10 protein-coding genes are annotated in these 14,289 nt (G+C 72.1%); 6 read left to right on the top strand and 4 right to left on the bottom strand.

Annotated elements, in window-relative coordinates; all coding sequences use genetic code 11:
* Positions 1-69 precede the first annotated feature (69 nt).
* The 4 genes from AW273_RS05370 to AW273_RS05355 all read left to right on the top strand — a co-directional run bounded on the left by AW273_RS05370 (position 70) and on the right by AW273_RS05355 (position 3,316).
* A complete protein-coding gene (locus AW273_RS05370; RefSeq protein ID WP_232327079.1) occupies positions 70-1,182 on the top strand; it encodes a magnesium and cobalt transport protein CorA in 1,113 nt (370 codons plus the stop codon).
* 135 nt (positions 1,183-1,317) lie between these two features.
* Entirely contained in the window at positions 1,318-1,497 is a 180-nt protein-coding gene (locus AW273_RS05365) for a hypothetical protein (RefSeq protein ID WP_062345781.1), read from the top strand.
* Positions 1,494-2,462, top strand: a complete 969-nt coding sequence (locus AW273_RS05360) for an ATP-binding cassette domain-containing protein (RefSeq protein ID WP_062345779.1) — start codon at positions 1,494-1,496, stop codon at positions 2,460-2,462. The genes AW273_RS05365 and AW273_RS05360 overlap by 4 nt, the downstream gene beginning before the upstream one ends.
* A complete protein-coding gene (locus AW273_RS05355) occupies positions 2,459-3,316 on the top strand; it encodes an ABC transporter permease (protein ID WP_062345777.1) in 858 nt (285 codons plus the stop codon). The genes AW273_RS05360 and AW273_RS05355 overlap by 4 nt, the downstream gene beginning before the upstream one ends.
* 50 nt (positions 3,317-3,366) lie before the next feature.
* On the opposite strand, the gene AW273_RS05350 is transcribed toward AW273_RS05355, so the two are convergent.
* Positions 3,367-4,416 carry a hypothetical protein gene (locus AW273_RS05350; protein WP_062345775.1) on the bottom strand — a complete coding sequence of 350 codons (1,050 nt, stop codon included), beginning with the start codon at positions 4,414-4,416 and terminating at the stop codon, positions 3,367-3,369.
* Between the two features lie 188 nt (positions 4,417-4,604).
* Between AW273_RS05350 and AW273_RS05345 the strand changes: the two genes are divergently transcribed.
* Positions 4,605-6,815, top strand: a complete 2,211-nt coding sequence (locus tag AW273_RS05345; protein ID WP_062345773.1) for a thiamine pyrophosphate-dependent enzyme — start codon at positions 4,605-4,607, stop codon at positions 6,813-6,815.
* A 1-nt stretch (position 6,816) separates the two neighbouring features.
* Here AW273_RS05345 and AW273_RS05340 read toward each other — a convergent pair whose 3' ends face one another.
* Positions 6,817-10,614, bottom strand: coding sequence for an AAA family ATPase (locus AW273_RS05340; RefSeq protein ID WP_062345771.1), 3,798 nt, complete (start codon positions 10,612-10,614; stop codon positions 6,817-6,819).
* Positions 10,614-11,705, bottom strand: a complete 1,092-nt coding sequence (locus AW273_RS05335) for an exonuclease SbcCD subunit D (RefSeq protein WP_062345769.1) — start codon at positions 11,703-11,705, stop codon at positions 10,614-10,616. Before AW273_RS05335 ends, AW273_RS05340 begins: the two co-directional genes overlap by 1 nt.
* Before the next feature lie 146 nt (positions 11,706-11,851).
* Here AW273_RS05335 and AW273_RS05330 point away from each other — a divergent pair, with 146 nt between their 5' ends.
* Positions 11,852-13,330 (top strand): alpha/beta hydrolase family protein, encoded by a 1,479-nt coding sequence (locus tag AW273_RS05330; protein ID WP_062346142.1) that lies wholly within the window; start codon positions 11,852-11,854, stop codon positions 13,328-13,330.
* Here the strand turns inward: AW273_RS05330 and AW273_RS05325 are convergent.
* Positions 13,250-14,281 carry an alpha/beta hydrolase gene (locus AW273_RS05325; RefSeq protein ID WP_063909842.1) on the bottom strand — a complete coding sequence of 344 codons (1,032 nt, stop codon included), beginning with the start codon at positions 14,279-14,281 and terminating at the stop codon, positions 13,250-13,252. The two genes, AW273_RS05330 and AW273_RS05325, sit on opposite strands and share 81 nt — an antisense overlap.
* Between the last annotated feature and the right edge of the window lie 8 nt (positions 14,282-14,289).

Raw genomic sequence — 14,289 nt, 5'->3', positions numbered from 1 at the left:
CCGGGGCAAAGCCTAGGGGCTTCCGCGCCCAAGAGGATTGATCCAGGTATGGAGGGATAACGTCACCCTGTGGCAAAGCTGCGTATGCGGACCTGGATGAGACGAGACGCCTCCCCCGAGGCGTCCATGGACCCCCGCAAGCCCGAAGACGTGCTGGTCAGACAGAGCGTCATCGACAACGCGATCTACCTGAACGGGCACCGGATCGACTCACCCGCGTCCCTCGCGGGCGCCTTCTCCGCACTGCGCGCCAACCCGGGATCGATGGCGTGGATAGGCCTCTATCGCCCCGAGGACAGCGAACTGCTCAAGGTCGCCGAGGAGTTCGGCCTGCACGACCTCGCCATCGAGGACGCCATCGTGGCCCACCAGCGGCCCAAGGCCGACCGCTACGGCGACACCCTCTTCATGGTGCTGCGGGCCGCCAACTACCTCGACGCCGAGGAGGAGGTCGCCTTCGGCGAGCTGCACATCTTCCTCGGGCCCGACTTCGTGATCACCGTCCGCCACAGCGAGGCCCCCGACCTGTCGCTGGTCCGCAAGCGCATGGAGAACGACCCCGACCTGCTCCGCCAGGGCCCGCAGGCGGTGCTGTACGCCATCCTCGACGCCGTCGTCGACGCCTACGCCCCCGTGGTCGCCGGCCTGCAGAACGACATCGACGAGATCGAGGTGCAGGTCTTCGGCGGCGACCCGGCGGCCCCCCGGCGCATCTACGAGCTCTCGCGCGAGGTCATCGAGTTCCAGCGGGCCACCCTGCCGCTCACCCAGATGCTCGACGGCTTCATCCAGCACGCCCCCAAGTTCGGCGTCGACGAGGAGCTGCAGAGCTACCTGCGCGACGTGGCCGACCATGCGATCACCGTCACCGAGCGGGTGGCCGGGTTCCGGCAGATGCTCCAGGACATCCTGATCGTCAACTCCACCCTGGTCAGCCAGGCCCAGAACGAGGAGATGACCAAGCTCACCGGCGCCAGCATCGCCCAGGGCGACGAGGTCAAGAAGATCTCGGCGTGGGCGGCCATCCTGTTCGCGCCCACCCTGGTCGGCACGATCTACGGGATGAACTTCGACCACATGCCCGAGCTGCACTGGGCCTTCGGCTACCCGTTCGCGGTGCTGCTCATGGGGTGTGTCTGCCTGACGCTCTATGTGGTGTTCAAACGCCGCGACTGGCTGTGAATCCGTCGACACCTCCGACTATCGAGATATATCTTTGAGTCGGCCGGCGCGCGCGTCTACCGGCTGACCGAGAACGGCCACGAGGTCGCCGGCAGCCGTACCGGACCCGAACCCTGGACCGAGGTGGCCCAGGGGATGCCCGAGGACCGCCACGAGATGCGGCTGCTCTGGGGCCGGCTCGCCGAGGCGTTCGTCCACCTCACCCACGTCGCCACCGACGAGCAGGTGGCCGAGACGAAGAAGCTGCTGAGGGACACCCGCCGCGAGATGTTCCGCATCCTGGCCGGCGACGACGACGAGGAAGGGGATCGATGAACGCCGTCGAGGTCACCGGGCTGCGGAAGTCCTACGGCAAGGTCGACGCGGTCAAGGGCATCGACTTCGAGGTCGCGCACGGCGAGGTGTTCGGCTTCCTCGGGCCCAACGGCGCCGGCAAGTCGACCACGATCAGCATGCTCTGCACCCTGGTCAATCCGACCGGCGGATCGGCCCGGGTCGCCGGTCACGACGTCGTGAAGGAGCGCGACGAGGTCCGCCGCAACATCGGCCTGGTCTTCCAGGACCCCACACTCGACTCCTACCTCACCGCCGAGCAGAACCTCCGCTTCCACGCCGAGCTCTACGGCGTGCCGAAGCCGGTGGTGAACGAGCGGCTCCGGCAGGTCATGGAGATGGTGGCCCTGTGGGACCGCCGCGACAACAAGGTCCAGACCTTCTCCGGCGGCATGAAGCGCCGCCTGGAGATCGCCCGCGGCCTGCTCCACTCCCCCCGCGTGTTGTTCCTCGACGAGCCCACGGTCGGGCTCGACCCGCAGACCCGCTCGGCGATCTGGGGCTACATCAACAAGCTCCGCCGGACCGAGGACATCACGATCTTCATGACCACCCACTACATGGACGAGGCCGAGTACTGCGACCGCATCGCGATCATCGACCACGGTGAGATCGTCGTGATCGACACGCCCGAGGCGCTGAAGGCCGGCGTGGGCAAGGACCGGGTGCAGATCCACACCTCCGACGACCAGGCCGCCATCGCGGCCCTCAAGGAACGTTTCGACCTCGACGCCGGCGTCCACGACGGCGCGGTGACCTTCGCGGTGGCCTCAGGAGAGGAGTTCGTGCCGAGACTGTTCGCCGAACTCGGGCTGCCGATCACCGGGGTCAGCGTGCACCGTCCGACGCTCGACGACGTGTTCATGAACTACACCGGCTCGACGATCCGCGACGCCGAGGAGTCGGGCGGGATGAACCAGATGATGAGAGCGAGGCTGCGCCGATGACAACGACCGAGATCGCCGCGGTGCGGCTGCCGACGGGCGGCCTGGCCCACGACGTGCGCGCGGTGAAGGTCGTGCTGCACCGGGAGATGCTGCGGTTCGTCAACGACCACACGCGGCTGGTGTCCTCGCTGGCCCAGCCGGTGCTCTACCTGTTCGTGCTCGGTACGGGACTGGGCTCGATCGTCCGGACCGCCATCCCGGGCCTGGACTACCGCACCTTCATCTACCCCGGCGTGCTCGCCATGACGGTGATCACGACGGCCATGTTCTCGGCCGCCTCGATCGTGTGGGACCGCGAGTTCGGGTTCCTGCGCGAGATGCTGGTCGCGCCGGTCAGCCGGGGCGCGATCGTGCTCGGCAAGTGCCTGGGCGGGGCGCTCGTCGCCACCGCGCAGGGCGTGATCATCCTGGCCATGGCCGGGCTGGTCGGGGTCCCCTACGACCCCGTCCTGATCGTCACGCTGCTGGCCGAGATGCTGCTGGCGGCGTTCACGATCACCGCGTTCGGCACGCTGCTGGCGGCCGGGATGAAGAACATGCAGACGTTCTTCGGCGTCATGCAGATGGCCATCATGCCGATGATCTTCCTGTCGGGCGCGATGTACCCGCTGGCCAACCTGCCGGCCTGGCTGCACGTCCTGACGGTGATCAACCCGCTGACCTACGCGGTCGACCCGATGCGCGAGGCCGTCTTCGCCCGCCTGACCGTGGAACCGCAGGTCATGGCCCTGCTGAACCCGGGCATCACCTGGTTCGGCTGGCGGCTGCCGGTCTGGTTCGAGCTGGTCGTCGTGGCGGTGTTCGGGTTCGTGCTGCTCCAGCTCGCGATCGCGCGGTTCCGGCGTACCGAATAGCGGAATGCCCGGGACGCGTGGGGTGTCCCGGGCATTCTCAGGTGCGGGTGTTACTTGACGAGCACCCAGTCGGACTTGCTGGTGCTGGGCTTGGTGTCCTTGTCGCCCGCGAAGACGACGCGCCAGTCACCGGATTTCCTGGCCGTGGCCGTGGTCGAGAACTCGCCCGAGCCGTCGGTCCACGCGGTCTTGACGTAGGTCCACTTGCCCCACTTGGCCTTGAACCAGACGCTGACCTTGCCCTCGTAGCCGTCCCAGCGACCGTGGTCCCAGGTCTGCAGCTCACCGGCGAGGGAGAGCTTCTTGCCCTTCTTCACCGGTTCGGGGGAGGCGTTGAAGTCGACGACGCGGCTGGCGGCGTCGGGCTTCGGCGGCCTCGGGCGGAAGACGGTGACCTGGTCGCCGTCGCTGCTCGAACCGTGGGTGAAGCCCCTGACGCCGTCGTACTCGGCCTTCCACCAGCCCGACTTCAGGGCCTTGACGCGGACCGCGAAGTCACCGCGCCAGTTGGTGCGGTCCCAGGCGACGGTCTTCCAGCGCCACGAGCCCTTCTCCTTGAACAGGATCTTGACCCGCTGGTCCTTCAGGCCGTCGAAGCCCCGGGAACCGTGGATGACCAGCCGGCCGGACACGGTCAGCGAGGAGCCGAACCTGGCCGGCTCGGGGCCGGCGCCGAACCTGACGATGTCGGTCGGCCAGACCTGGAACACCCTGAAGTCCTTGGAGGCTTCGGTGGCGCCGGTCTCGTTGCTCGCCTTGACGGAGAGCCTCCACTCGCCGGCGGGCTCGCCGCGGCCGAACGAGAAGGTCCCGGTGTACTTGCCGTCGGGGGTTCCCGTCGGCGCGGTCAGGGTCAGCGACCTGGCGTCGCCGCGCCGGGGCGCGATCGTCGCCTCGACCTTGTCGGCCTCCTTGCCCACGACGAACGAGAACGTCGCGGTGACCTTGTCACGGCTGGTCACGACCACGGGACTGGGGTTGATCGTGAGGTCGGACAGGGTCGGCTTCTCCGCCGTGGTGGCGTTCGCCGCGGTTCCGGTGGCTAATCCCACCGACGCCACGGCAGCCGCGAGAATCACGGCGCTGATGCGTTTCAACATGCGGGTGTATTCCTTCCCCGGGTGTGTCGAACGCGACGTGAGGGTGCCGCGCTTTTGCCTTTCTAGTAGACGGCTTTTGCGACGAAACGGTTTGATCCGCTGACATGTTGTGATGAAAACTTGTCAAATCCCGCCGGACTGTGTAAGGGGCGGGACGGCACGCCTGAGGTGACGACATAATCGGGCATGTGGCGCGGGACACTGTTGAGACGCATTTCGCCGAGGTCGTCGGGGCGCTTCGCCCCCCGGCTGAGAAGGGAGACCCGGAGCGTGCGATCCGGCCCGGTTCACCACTGACCGGCAGGCAGGCCAGGAGGGTGTACGACGCCCAGCTCGCCAGCCGCCTCTGCGACGTGGCCGCGCGCTGGATGCGCGAGAACGACCTGGGCTACTACACGATCGGCTCGGCCGGCCACGAGGGCAACGCGGCCGTCGCCCTGGCCCTGCGGGCGACCGATCCGGCGCTGCTCCACTACCGGTCGGGCGCCTTCTACCTGGCCCGGTCGTCGCAGGCGGGCCGGGTGGCCAACGAGGGCCTGCGCGACGTCCTGCTCGGCGTGGCCGCCTCGGCCGAGGAGCCGATCGCGGGCGGGCGGCACAAGGTCTTCGGCCACCCGTCGCTGGCGGTGATCCCGCAGACCTCCACGATCGCCAGCCACCTGCCGCGCGCGGTCGGCGTGGCGTTCGCCATCGAACGCGGGCGCCTGCTCGGCGTGCCCGGCCCGTGGGCCCCCGACGCCATCGCGGTCTGCAGCTTCGGCGACGCGTCGGTCAACCACGCGAGCGCCCTGTCGGGGTTCAACACGGCCGCCTACGGCGCCTACCGGGGGTTGTCGCTGCCGATCCTGTTCGTGTGCGAGGACAACGGCATCGGCATCAGCGTCCGGACCCCTCCGGGCTGGGTCGAGGCGTCCCGCCAGCCGCTGATCGAATACTTCACCGCCGACGGCTCCGACATCGCCGAGACCTACGAGGTCGCCCAGAGGGCCGCCGCCCACGCCCGCGAGAACCGGTCCCCCGCCTATCTCCACCTGAAGACGGTCCGGCTGATGGGCCACGCGGGCTCCGACGTCGAGATCGGCTACCGCACCCGCCGCGAGATCACCGCCGACCTGGCCCACGACCCGCTCGTGGCGACCGCGAGACTCCTGGTCGAGGCCGGCCTGGAGACCCCCGAGGGCCTGCTCTCCCAGTACGAGGCCGAGCGCGACCACGTGCTCAAGTTCGCCGTGGAGGCCGCCCGCCGCCCGAAGCTGACCAGCGCCCGCGAGATCATGGCCCCGATCTCCCCCCGCGACCCGCAGCGGGTGGCGGCGGAGTCGGCCCGGCCGCCGAAGGGACGCGAGAGCGTCTTCCGCGCCCTCCCCGAAGACGAGGGCCGCCTCACCCTGGCCCAGGCGATCAACCGGACCCTCGCCGACCAGATGCTCGGCGACCCCGGCCTGATCGTCTTCGGCGAGGACGTCGCCCGCAAGGGCGGCGTCTACGGCGTCACCCGCGGGCTGGTCCGCCAGTTCGGCACCGAGCGCGTCTTCGACACCCTCCTCGACGAGCAGGCGATCCTCGGCCTGGCCCTGGGCTCCGGCGTCTCCGGTCTGACCCCGGTCCCCGAGATCCAATACCTGGCCTACCTCCACAACGCCCTGGACCAGATCCGGGGCGAGGCGTCGTCGCTGAGCTTCTTCTCCCAGGGCGCCTACCGGAACCCGCTGGTCGTCCGCGTCCCCGGCCTCTCCTATCAGAAGGGCTTCGGCGGCCACTTCCACAACGACAACTCCGTCGCCGCCCTCCGCGACATCCCCGGCCTGGTGATCGCCGCCCCCGCCCGCCCCGACGACGCGGCCGCCATGCTGCGCACCTGCCTGGCCACGGCCCGTGCCCAGGGAACGGTCTGCGTGTTCCTCGAACCGATCGCGCTCTACCACACCCGCGACCTGTTCGACGAGGGCGACAACGGCTGGGCCGCCCCCTACGCCCCGCCGTCGCGCTGGGCGGAGACCCACGTCCCGGTCGGCCGCGCCCGCTCCTACGGCGACGGCCGCGACCTGACGATCGTGACCTTCGGCAACGGCCTGCGGATGAGCCTGCGGGCCGCCGTCCGCCTGACCCAGGAGGAGAAGAGCTGCCGCGTCCTGGACCTGCGCTGGCTCTCCCCGCTGCCGATCGACGACCTGATGCGCTCGGCCGAGCTGACCGGGAACGTGCTGATCGCCGACGAGACGCGCCGCACCGGCGGCGTCTCCGAGGCGATCGTGACGGCTCTGGTCGACAACGGCTTCACCGGGCGGATCGCCCGGGTGACGTCACAGGACAGCTTCGTGCCCCTGGGGGCGGCCTCCGAGCACGTCCTGCTGAGCGAGCAGGAGATCGAGCACGCCGCCCACAAACTGCTCTCCTGACTCAGCGCAGGGTCGAGCCCGCCCGTCCCTTGTGGACGCGGAGCTGGGCCGGGATCCGGACCCGCAGTTCGGCGACGTGGCTGACCACGCCGACCGCGCGCCCGCCCTCGCGCAGCGAGTCGAGGATGTCGAGGACGTCGTCGAGGGTCTCCTCGTCGAGGGTGCCGAAGCCCTCGTCGACGAAGAGGGTGCCGATCTCGGCGCCGCCCGCCTCGGCCGCGACCACGTCGGCCAGGCCCAGCGCCAGCGCCAGTGAGGTGATGAAGCTCTCGCCGCCCGAGAGGGTGGCCGGGTCGCGGTCGACGCCGGTCCAGGCGTCGAGCACACGCAGGCCCAGGCCGCCGCCCGAGCGCCCGCGGTGCCCGGCCGTCTTCTTCACGTCGTATCGCAGCAGGTAGCGGCCGTCGGACATGTGGGAGAGGCGCTCGTTGGCGGCGTCGGCGACCTGGCGGAGGCGTTCGCCGAGGACATAGGACGACAGGGGCATGTCCCACTGGTTGTCGGCGGAGGTGCCGCCGGCGAGTTCGGCCATCCGGCGGGCCAGCCGGTGGCGGCGCTCGGCGGGGGCGCGGCGGGCCTGCGCCTCGGCGAGTTCGGCGGCCAGCGCGGTGAGCCGGCTGAGGCGGGCGACGGCGCCGTCACGCGCGGAGACCTGGGCCGACCGGGTCGCGTCGGCCTCGTCGACGGCCCGCTGGAGGGCGGGGAGGTCGGGCGGGGGCTGGGCGGCGGCGGCCTGGAGTTCGGGGTCGGCGAGGGTGCGGACCACGGCGGCCAGTTCGTCGCCCAGCTCGCGCAGCCGGCCGCCCATCTCGTCGATCTCGGCCGGGGTGCGGCGGGCGGCGGCCACGTCGTCGAGGCCGGCGAAGCCCGCGTCGACGGCGGCGGCCAGCGCGGCGTTCCGCGCGGCGGCCAGTTCCCGCCCGGCCTCGTGGAGGGCCTCGGAGAGCTCGGCGGCGTGGCGGTAGGCCTCGGTCTCGGCGCGGAGGCGCTCGACCCGTTCGTAGATGGAGGCGTCGTCGCCGCGCAGCCGGTCGAGGCGGCCCGTCAGCTCGGACTCCTCGTGGGCGAACCTGCCCCGGGCGGCCCTGGTCTCCACGAGGAGCTTGGTGTCGGCACTCTCCTTGATCTTCAGGTCGCCGACCTCGCGGGTCAGGCGGTCGGCGGTCTGCCGGGCGGCGAGACGGCCGTCGAGCACGGCGGTGAGCTCCGCGACGGCCTGCCGCGCCTCGGCCAGGAGCGCCCGCGCGGCCGGGACATCGGGCCAGACCGCAGGGCCGGGACCGGTGCCCGGTGGAAGATCGCCGTCCGGACCGGCGCCGGTCTTGCCCTCGGCCGGCCCGCGGGGAGCGGCGGACTCCAGGCCGGTGCCTCTGATCGTGGCCGCCACCTGGCGGTGGGCCTCGGCGAGGAGGCCGGTCAGAGCGGTCGTCTTCGTCTCGGCCGCGCGAGCCGCGGCGATCGCGGCGGCCTCCGCCGTGAGGCGGGCGCGGCGGGACGAGACCGTCTCACCCGGGTCGAGGGCGGCGGCCAGGCGGACCTCGACGCGTTCCTCTTCGGCGCGGGAGGTCTGCTGCCTGGTCTGGAGTTCGCGGAGGGCCAGAGCGGTCTCGGCCTCCGCCTCGCGGACGTCGATGAGGGCCGTCTCCAGGCGGGCGGCCTCGTCGCGGTGCACGGGTTCGCGGGCGGCGGCGGCCTCCAGGGCGGCCAGCTCGGTGCCGGCCTCCTCGCGGGCCTGTTCGGCCTCGGCCTGGGACCGGCCGTCGGCGGTGTCGGCGGCGCGTTCGTGCCGGCTTTCCAGCCCCGCCACCATGGACTCGGCCGACTCCCTGGCCGCCTGGGCGGCGTCGGCCTCCGCCTGGGCGGCCTCCTCGTCGTCGGCGGTGGCCATCTCGGACAGCGGCTCGGCCGGGGCGGGGTGGGCGGGGGAACCGCAGACCGCGCACGGGTCGCCCTCGGCCAGGCGGGCGGCCAGTTCGGCGGCCATGCCGTCGATTCTGGCCTGGCGGATCTGGTGGAGGCGGTCGACGGCCGCCTGCGCGGCGTCGACGGCGACCCGGCGGGCGTCTTCGGCCCCGGCCAGTTCGGCGGCGAGTTCGTCGCGGCGGATCACCGCTTCGAGCCGCTCCTCGGCGGCGACCAGGCGGGATCGGGCCGCCGGCAGGGCGGCGGCCTGTTCGCGGCAGGCGGCCAGGCGGGCGGCGGTCTCGGCGAGGAGGCCGGGCAGGGTGGTCAGCCGGTCGGCGAGTTCGGCCTCGGCACCCGCCAGGCGGGCGGCCTCGGCCTCGGCGGCCTCGCGGCCCGCTCTCAGCGCGGTCAGGCGGGTCTCCTCGCCGTCGAGGGCGTCGAGGCGGGCGAGTTCGTCGCGGCGGTCGCGTTCGAGGGCGGCGAGCTCCGGTTCGCCCAGGCCCGGGTGGCCGGCCGCCTCCCGGGCCGCCGCGGCCCCGGCCAGGTCGGCCGTGACGGCGTCGCGGCGGCGGACGGCCTCGAGCAGGTCGCCCGCCCGGTCGCGGGCGGCCTCGGCGCCGGGCAGGGCGGCCTCGGCGACCGCGGCGGCGGCGCGGCGCTCCTCGGCCTCCGACAACTCGGCGGTGGCGGCCTCCAGGCGGTCGGCGGTCGCGCGCAGGCCCTTCTCCAGGGTCGCGATCTCGTCGTTCAGGTGAGCCTGTTCGCGGATGACGCCCCGGAGGCGGGCCTCGTCGTGGAGGGCCTCCTCAAGGCGGATCAGCTCGTCGCGGCGGGTGCGTTCGGCCTGGCGGTGGTCGGTCTCGGTGAGGCCGGACGTGCCCGCCTCGAAGGCCGCCGACGCGGCCGACGCCCTCTGCTCGCGGGCCGTGAGCTGGTCGAGCAGGGGGACCACGCGGGACGCCGACGCGGCCTCGGCCAGGATGGTCTCCAGGTCGGCGCGTTCGTCGGCGCGGGCCTCCAGCTCGTCGTGGCGGATGCGGGCCGCCGTGTGGCGGCGCTGCCGGTCGGCCAGGTCACGGCCGTCGGCCAGCCGGTCGCGGGCCTCCCGGAGCGCCTCCTCGGAGACCGTCGCCTCGGCCGAGGCGACGGCGGCCGAGGCGGCCGCGAGCAGGGCCGACGACCATTCGAGCGGATCGTCGGCGTCGCCGGCCTCCGCGAGCAGTTCGGCGCCGGCCGCGCCGCGCATGCGGTCGGCGCGGGCCCGGACCTCCTCGGCGAGCTGCTCGGCGACCCGGCCGGTCTCCCTGCGGTGGTCGGCGAGCCACTTCTCCATGCCGGTGAACACCCGCACGGTGAACAGCCGTTCGAGCAGCTTGCGGCGGTCGTCGCCGGAGGAGCGCAGGAACTTGGCGAACTCGCCCTGCGGCAGCATCACCACCTGGCCGAACTGCTCGGCGTTCATGCCGAGCAGCCCGCCGACGAAGTCGCCCGCCTCGTCGATCCGGGTCGTGACCGGGGCCCAGTCGCCGTCGCGCAGCTCCTGGACGATCACCTTGGCCTGTTCCTGGGTGGTGCCCTGCCCCCGGAGCTTCGGGCGGGCCCACGCGGGCGAGCGGGTGATGCGCAGGGTGCGGCCCCGGATGGTGGTCTCCAGCACGACCTGGGGCCCCTTGCCCGGGGGCGCGTGGTCGCAGCGCAGCGACCGGGCGTCGTTGCGCTGGCCGGGGACCACGCCGAACAACGCGCAGCAGACGGCGTCGAGGATGGTCGTCTTGCCCGCCCCGGTAGGACCGTGGATCAGGAAGAGCCCGGCCTCGCCGAGCCGGTCGAAGTCGACCTCCTCCCGGTCGGGGAAGGAGCCGAAGGCCGAGATCGTCAGCCGGTGGAGGCGCATCAGGCGGTCGTCTCCCTGATGCGGCAGGCCATCGCGGCCTCTTCGAGGATCCGGCGCTCGTCGGGGTCGGCCGCCTCGCCGCGGACCTCGCGGACGAAGTCGAGCGCGACGTCGATCTCGGGCCGCCCGGCCAGCCGGGGCCGCGCGGGCGCCGCCTCGGGCACGTCGTCGGGGGCGAACTGGAGGTCGACGGTGTGGGGGAACCGGGACCGCAGCCGCTCCATCGCGGCCTTGGGCCGGACGGGATCGGTCAGCGTCGCCTGGATCCAGTCGTCGGACGGCGGGAGCGCGAGCAGGTCGTCGATGCGCCCCCGCAGCCGGGCGAGCGGGCGGGGCACCGGCGCGGGCACGAACTCGGTCGCGCCGCCCAGCTCGACCAGCCACGACCCCTTCACGTGGTCGGTCTCGGAGAAGGAGTAGGCGATCGGGGAGCCCGAGTAGCGGACCGTCTCGCTCATGGTCTGGCGGCCGTGGAGGTGGCCGAGGGCGACGTAGCCGGCCCCGTCGAAGACCCGCAGCGGCACGTGGGCCACCCCGCCGACGGTGATGTCGCGTTCGCTGTCGCTGGCCGCGCCGCCGGTGACGAAGGCGTGGGCCAGCACCACCTTCGCGGGGGCGGCGTCGTCACAGCGTATCCGGTCCATGACGTGGGTCATGGCGGCCGTGTGGGTGCGCTCGGGGAGGCTCCACGGGGTGCGGACGAGCTCGGGCTCCAGGTAGGGAACACCGTAGAAGGCGACGTCGTCGACGACGATCGGGGACCACGCCTGGTGGGGGTCGGTGCGCAGGTGGATGCGGTCCATCAGACCGGCGCCGAAGCCGAGCCGGACGGGCGAGTCGTGGTTGCCGCTGATGATCACGGTGTGGACGCCGAGGCCGCGTAAGCGGCGCAGCGTCTCGTCGAACAGGGCCACCGCGTCGACCGGCGGGAGCGCCCGGTCGTAGACGTCACCGGCCACCAGCACGACGTCGACCCGCTCCGACGCGACGGTGTCGACCAGGTGGTCGGCGAACGCCGCCTGGGCCGGGAGCAGGCTCTCGCGGTGGAAGGACCGGCCCAAGTGCCAGTCGGACGTGTGCAGCAGCCGCATGGCGCACGAAGCTAACAGGTCTCACCGACAAATTGGGCCTCCCCTGAGACAACGGCATCACGTAATGACTTAACCTGGCGACCAGGGGGCATCGTAAGGAGGAAGGCACGACTCGGGATATGGACCACCCATCGGGGAGCGGCCTGATGACCATTGGGCGGGGCACGCTGACGATTCTCGCCGGCGTCCTCGTGACGCTGCTCGGAGTGATCGGTTACCTCCTGCCACCGCCCGCGTTCGATCCGCCACCACTGGAGCCGCCGGCCGCCTTCCGCGACCTGCCGGCCCAGCCCGCGGCCGAGACGCTTTCTCCGCCTGCGGTCTATCCGGTCACCACCGAGACGATCACCGTCCCGGTCCGGGGCGACAACCTCGTCACCACGATCCGCACCCCGCAGGGCCCCGGCCCGTTCCCGGCGATGGTGTTCGTGCAGGGCTCGGGCTCGGGCGACCGGGGCGAGTTCACCTCGCAGGCCGAATGGCTGGCCCAGCACGGCATCGTGACGCTCGCCTACGACAAGCGCACCCACGGCTACTCCTTCCGCAGCCGCGACTTCTCCCTGCTCGCCGACGACGCGGTGACCATGGTCGACCTGCTGCGCGCGCGGCCGTCCACCGACTCTTCGCGCACCGGCCTCTGGGGGGTCAGCGAGGGCGGCTGGGTGGTCCCGATCGCGGCGTCCAGGAACCCCGGCATCGCCTACACGGTGCTGGTCTCCTCTCCCAACGTGTCGCCGATGCGGCAGGTCGCCTGGGCGCTCAACGAGCAGCTCCTCCGGCTGCACGCGCCGACCGGGGTGCGCGACCTGCTGACCCGGGCCATGGGCGGGGTCGGTTTCGACTTCCTCCGCTACGACAGCGCGCCCGCCCTCCACGGCATGCGGCAGCCCACCCTCGCCCTCTACGGCACCGGCGACCCGTCGATCCCGTTCGTCGAGAGCACCCAGACGCTGATCGACGCCAAACCCGCCGACAACTACACGATCCGGTTCCTCGCCGGGGCCGACCACGCGATGCGGCAGCACGGCGGGCCGTTCGTGCCCGGCTACCTGCCGACCCTGGCCAACTGGATCACCGGCCTGCCCGACCGGTCACCGGTCAAGATCGCGGGCGCCAAACCGGTCCAGCGCTACGAGGCCACCGACGTGCCCGCCGCCCCCTGGTACGGCGCCAGCAGCTTCCTCGGCCTCACCCTGACCCTGGCCGCCTTCGGCTACGTCGCGGCGCCGGTGACCGAGATGTTCGTCCGGCTGCGCGGCCGTGACCTGCGGCACCAGACCAACACCCAGGTCTGGCCGCCGATCCGGCGGCGGTTGTGGCGGATGATCTGGACCAGCCTGGCGCTGCTCGTCTCCGTGCTCGCGTTCATCATGCTGATCGTGTTGTTCTCGGTGAACCAGGCCGGCGCCTGGCCCGCGGTGCAGGCCGGCTGGCTGGTGGTGCGGGTGCTGGCGGTGGTGATGCTGGCGCAGCTCGTGGGCGCCAGCGGGGCCGTGCTCGTGGGGCTGCGCGACGGCTGGGAGATCACTCGGTCGCAGCAGGTGTCACTGACCGGCGTGCTGGGCGGCACCGCCCTGATGCTGGTCACCGCCGCCTACTACGGGCTGTTCGGTTTTCCCTGGTAGGGCGCCCGGGAGGGCGCCCGGGAGTGCGTAGGCCAGCCAGCGGTCCATCTCGTCGAACACCTGCTTGCGCACCGGTTCGGCCGACAGGACCAGGTCGTGGACGCCGCCCGCCACCCGGACCACCGTCACGCGGGGCCCGATCCGGGTGGCGTGCCGGGCGATCTGCTCCACGTCGAGCACGGTGTCGCTGTTGCGCACCTCCGGTACGAAGTCCCTGACCCGCAGGCTCTGGTCGGAGCAGAGCACGAGCACCGGCACGTCGACCCTCAGCCCGCCCTGCAGCCGGTGGTGGGCGCGGCGGATCGCGGCCAGCCAGGCGGCGTGCACGGGGAAGCCGCCGAGGGGCTTCCAGTCGAGGTCGTAGTCCCATTCGCCCTCGCGGGACAGGTGGATGCTGTCGCCGTAGACGGTCGAGACGCCCACCGGCAGCACCGCGCGCGCGGGCAACCGGGCGAACACCCCCTTCAGCGCGTCGGCGACGCCCTTGACCAGCACCGGGACGTTCAGGTCGAGGAACGGGCTGTTCAGCAGGAGCGCCTGCACCAGCCCCCGGCCGCGCACCCGGTCGGCCCACAACGCGGCGACCAGCCCGCCGGTCGAGTGGCCGTTGACGACCAGTTCGTCGTGCTCGGCCCGGATGATCCGGACCGCGGCGTCGATCTCCGGGAAGTACTCGGTGACGCTCCGCACGAATCCGCGCGTCTGGTAGGGCAGCAGCGACCGCCCGTACTTGCGCAGGTCGAGCGCGAAGAACGAGACGCCCTGCGCCACGTAGTGGTCGGCCAGGTGGGCCTGGAAGAAGTAGTCGGTGAAACCGTGCAGGTAGAGGACCGCGCGGCGGGCTCCCGGCACGACGCGGCGGACCAGCGTCGCGACGACCTCGCCCTCGTCGTCGGGCGGGAGGGGGATGGTGACGACGTCGTAGTCCGCGCCCAGGATGTCTTCCGACATGGGGTCAG

The sequence above is a fragment of the Herbidospora yilanensis genome (assembly GCF_001570565.1).
Taxonomy (GTDB): domain Bacteria; phylum Actinomycetota; class Actinomycetes; order Streptosporangiales; family Streptosporangiaceae; genus Herbidospora; species Herbidospora yilanensis.
This window is presented reverse-complemented; position numbering and strand designations above follow the sequence as displayed.

What these genes read in the sequence shown, in the direction of transcription:
- AW273_RS05365 (WP_062345781.1), top strand. Translation starts at nt 1,318, where the DNA reads ATGCCCGAGGACCGCCACGAGATGCGGCTGCTCTGGGGCCGGCTCGCC.
- AW273_RS05360 (WP_062345779.1), top strand. Translation starts at nt 1,494, where the DNA reads ATGAACGCCGTCGAGGTCACCGGGCTGCGGAAGTCCTACGGCAAGGTC.
- AW273_RS05355 (WP_062345777.1), top strand. Translation starts at nt 2,459, where the DNA reads ATGACAACGACCGAGATCGCCGCGGTGCGGCTGCCGACGGGCGGCCTG.
- AW273_RS05350 (WP_062345775.1), bottom strand. Translation starts at nt 4,416, where the DNA reads ATGTTGAAACGCATCAGCGCCGTGATTCTCGCGGCTGCCGTGGCGTCG.
- AW273_RS05340 (WP_062345771.1), bottom strand. Translation starts at nt 10,614, where the DNA reads ATGCGCCTCCACCGGCTGACGATCTCGGCCTTCGGCTCCTTCCCCGAC.
- AW273_RS05335 (WP_062345769.1), bottom strand. Translation starts at nt 11,705, where the DNA reads ATGCGGCTGCTGCACACGTCCGACTGGCACTTGGGCCGGTCCTTCCAC.
- AW273_RS05330 (WP_062346142.1), top strand. Translation starts at nt 11,852, where the DNA reads ATGACCATTGGGCGGGGCACGCTGACGATTCTCGCCGGCGTCCTCGTG.
- AW273_RS05325 (WP_063909842.1), bottom strand. Translation starts at nt 14,281, where the DNA reads ATGTCGGAAGACATCCTGGGCGCGGACTACGACGTCGTCACCATCCCC.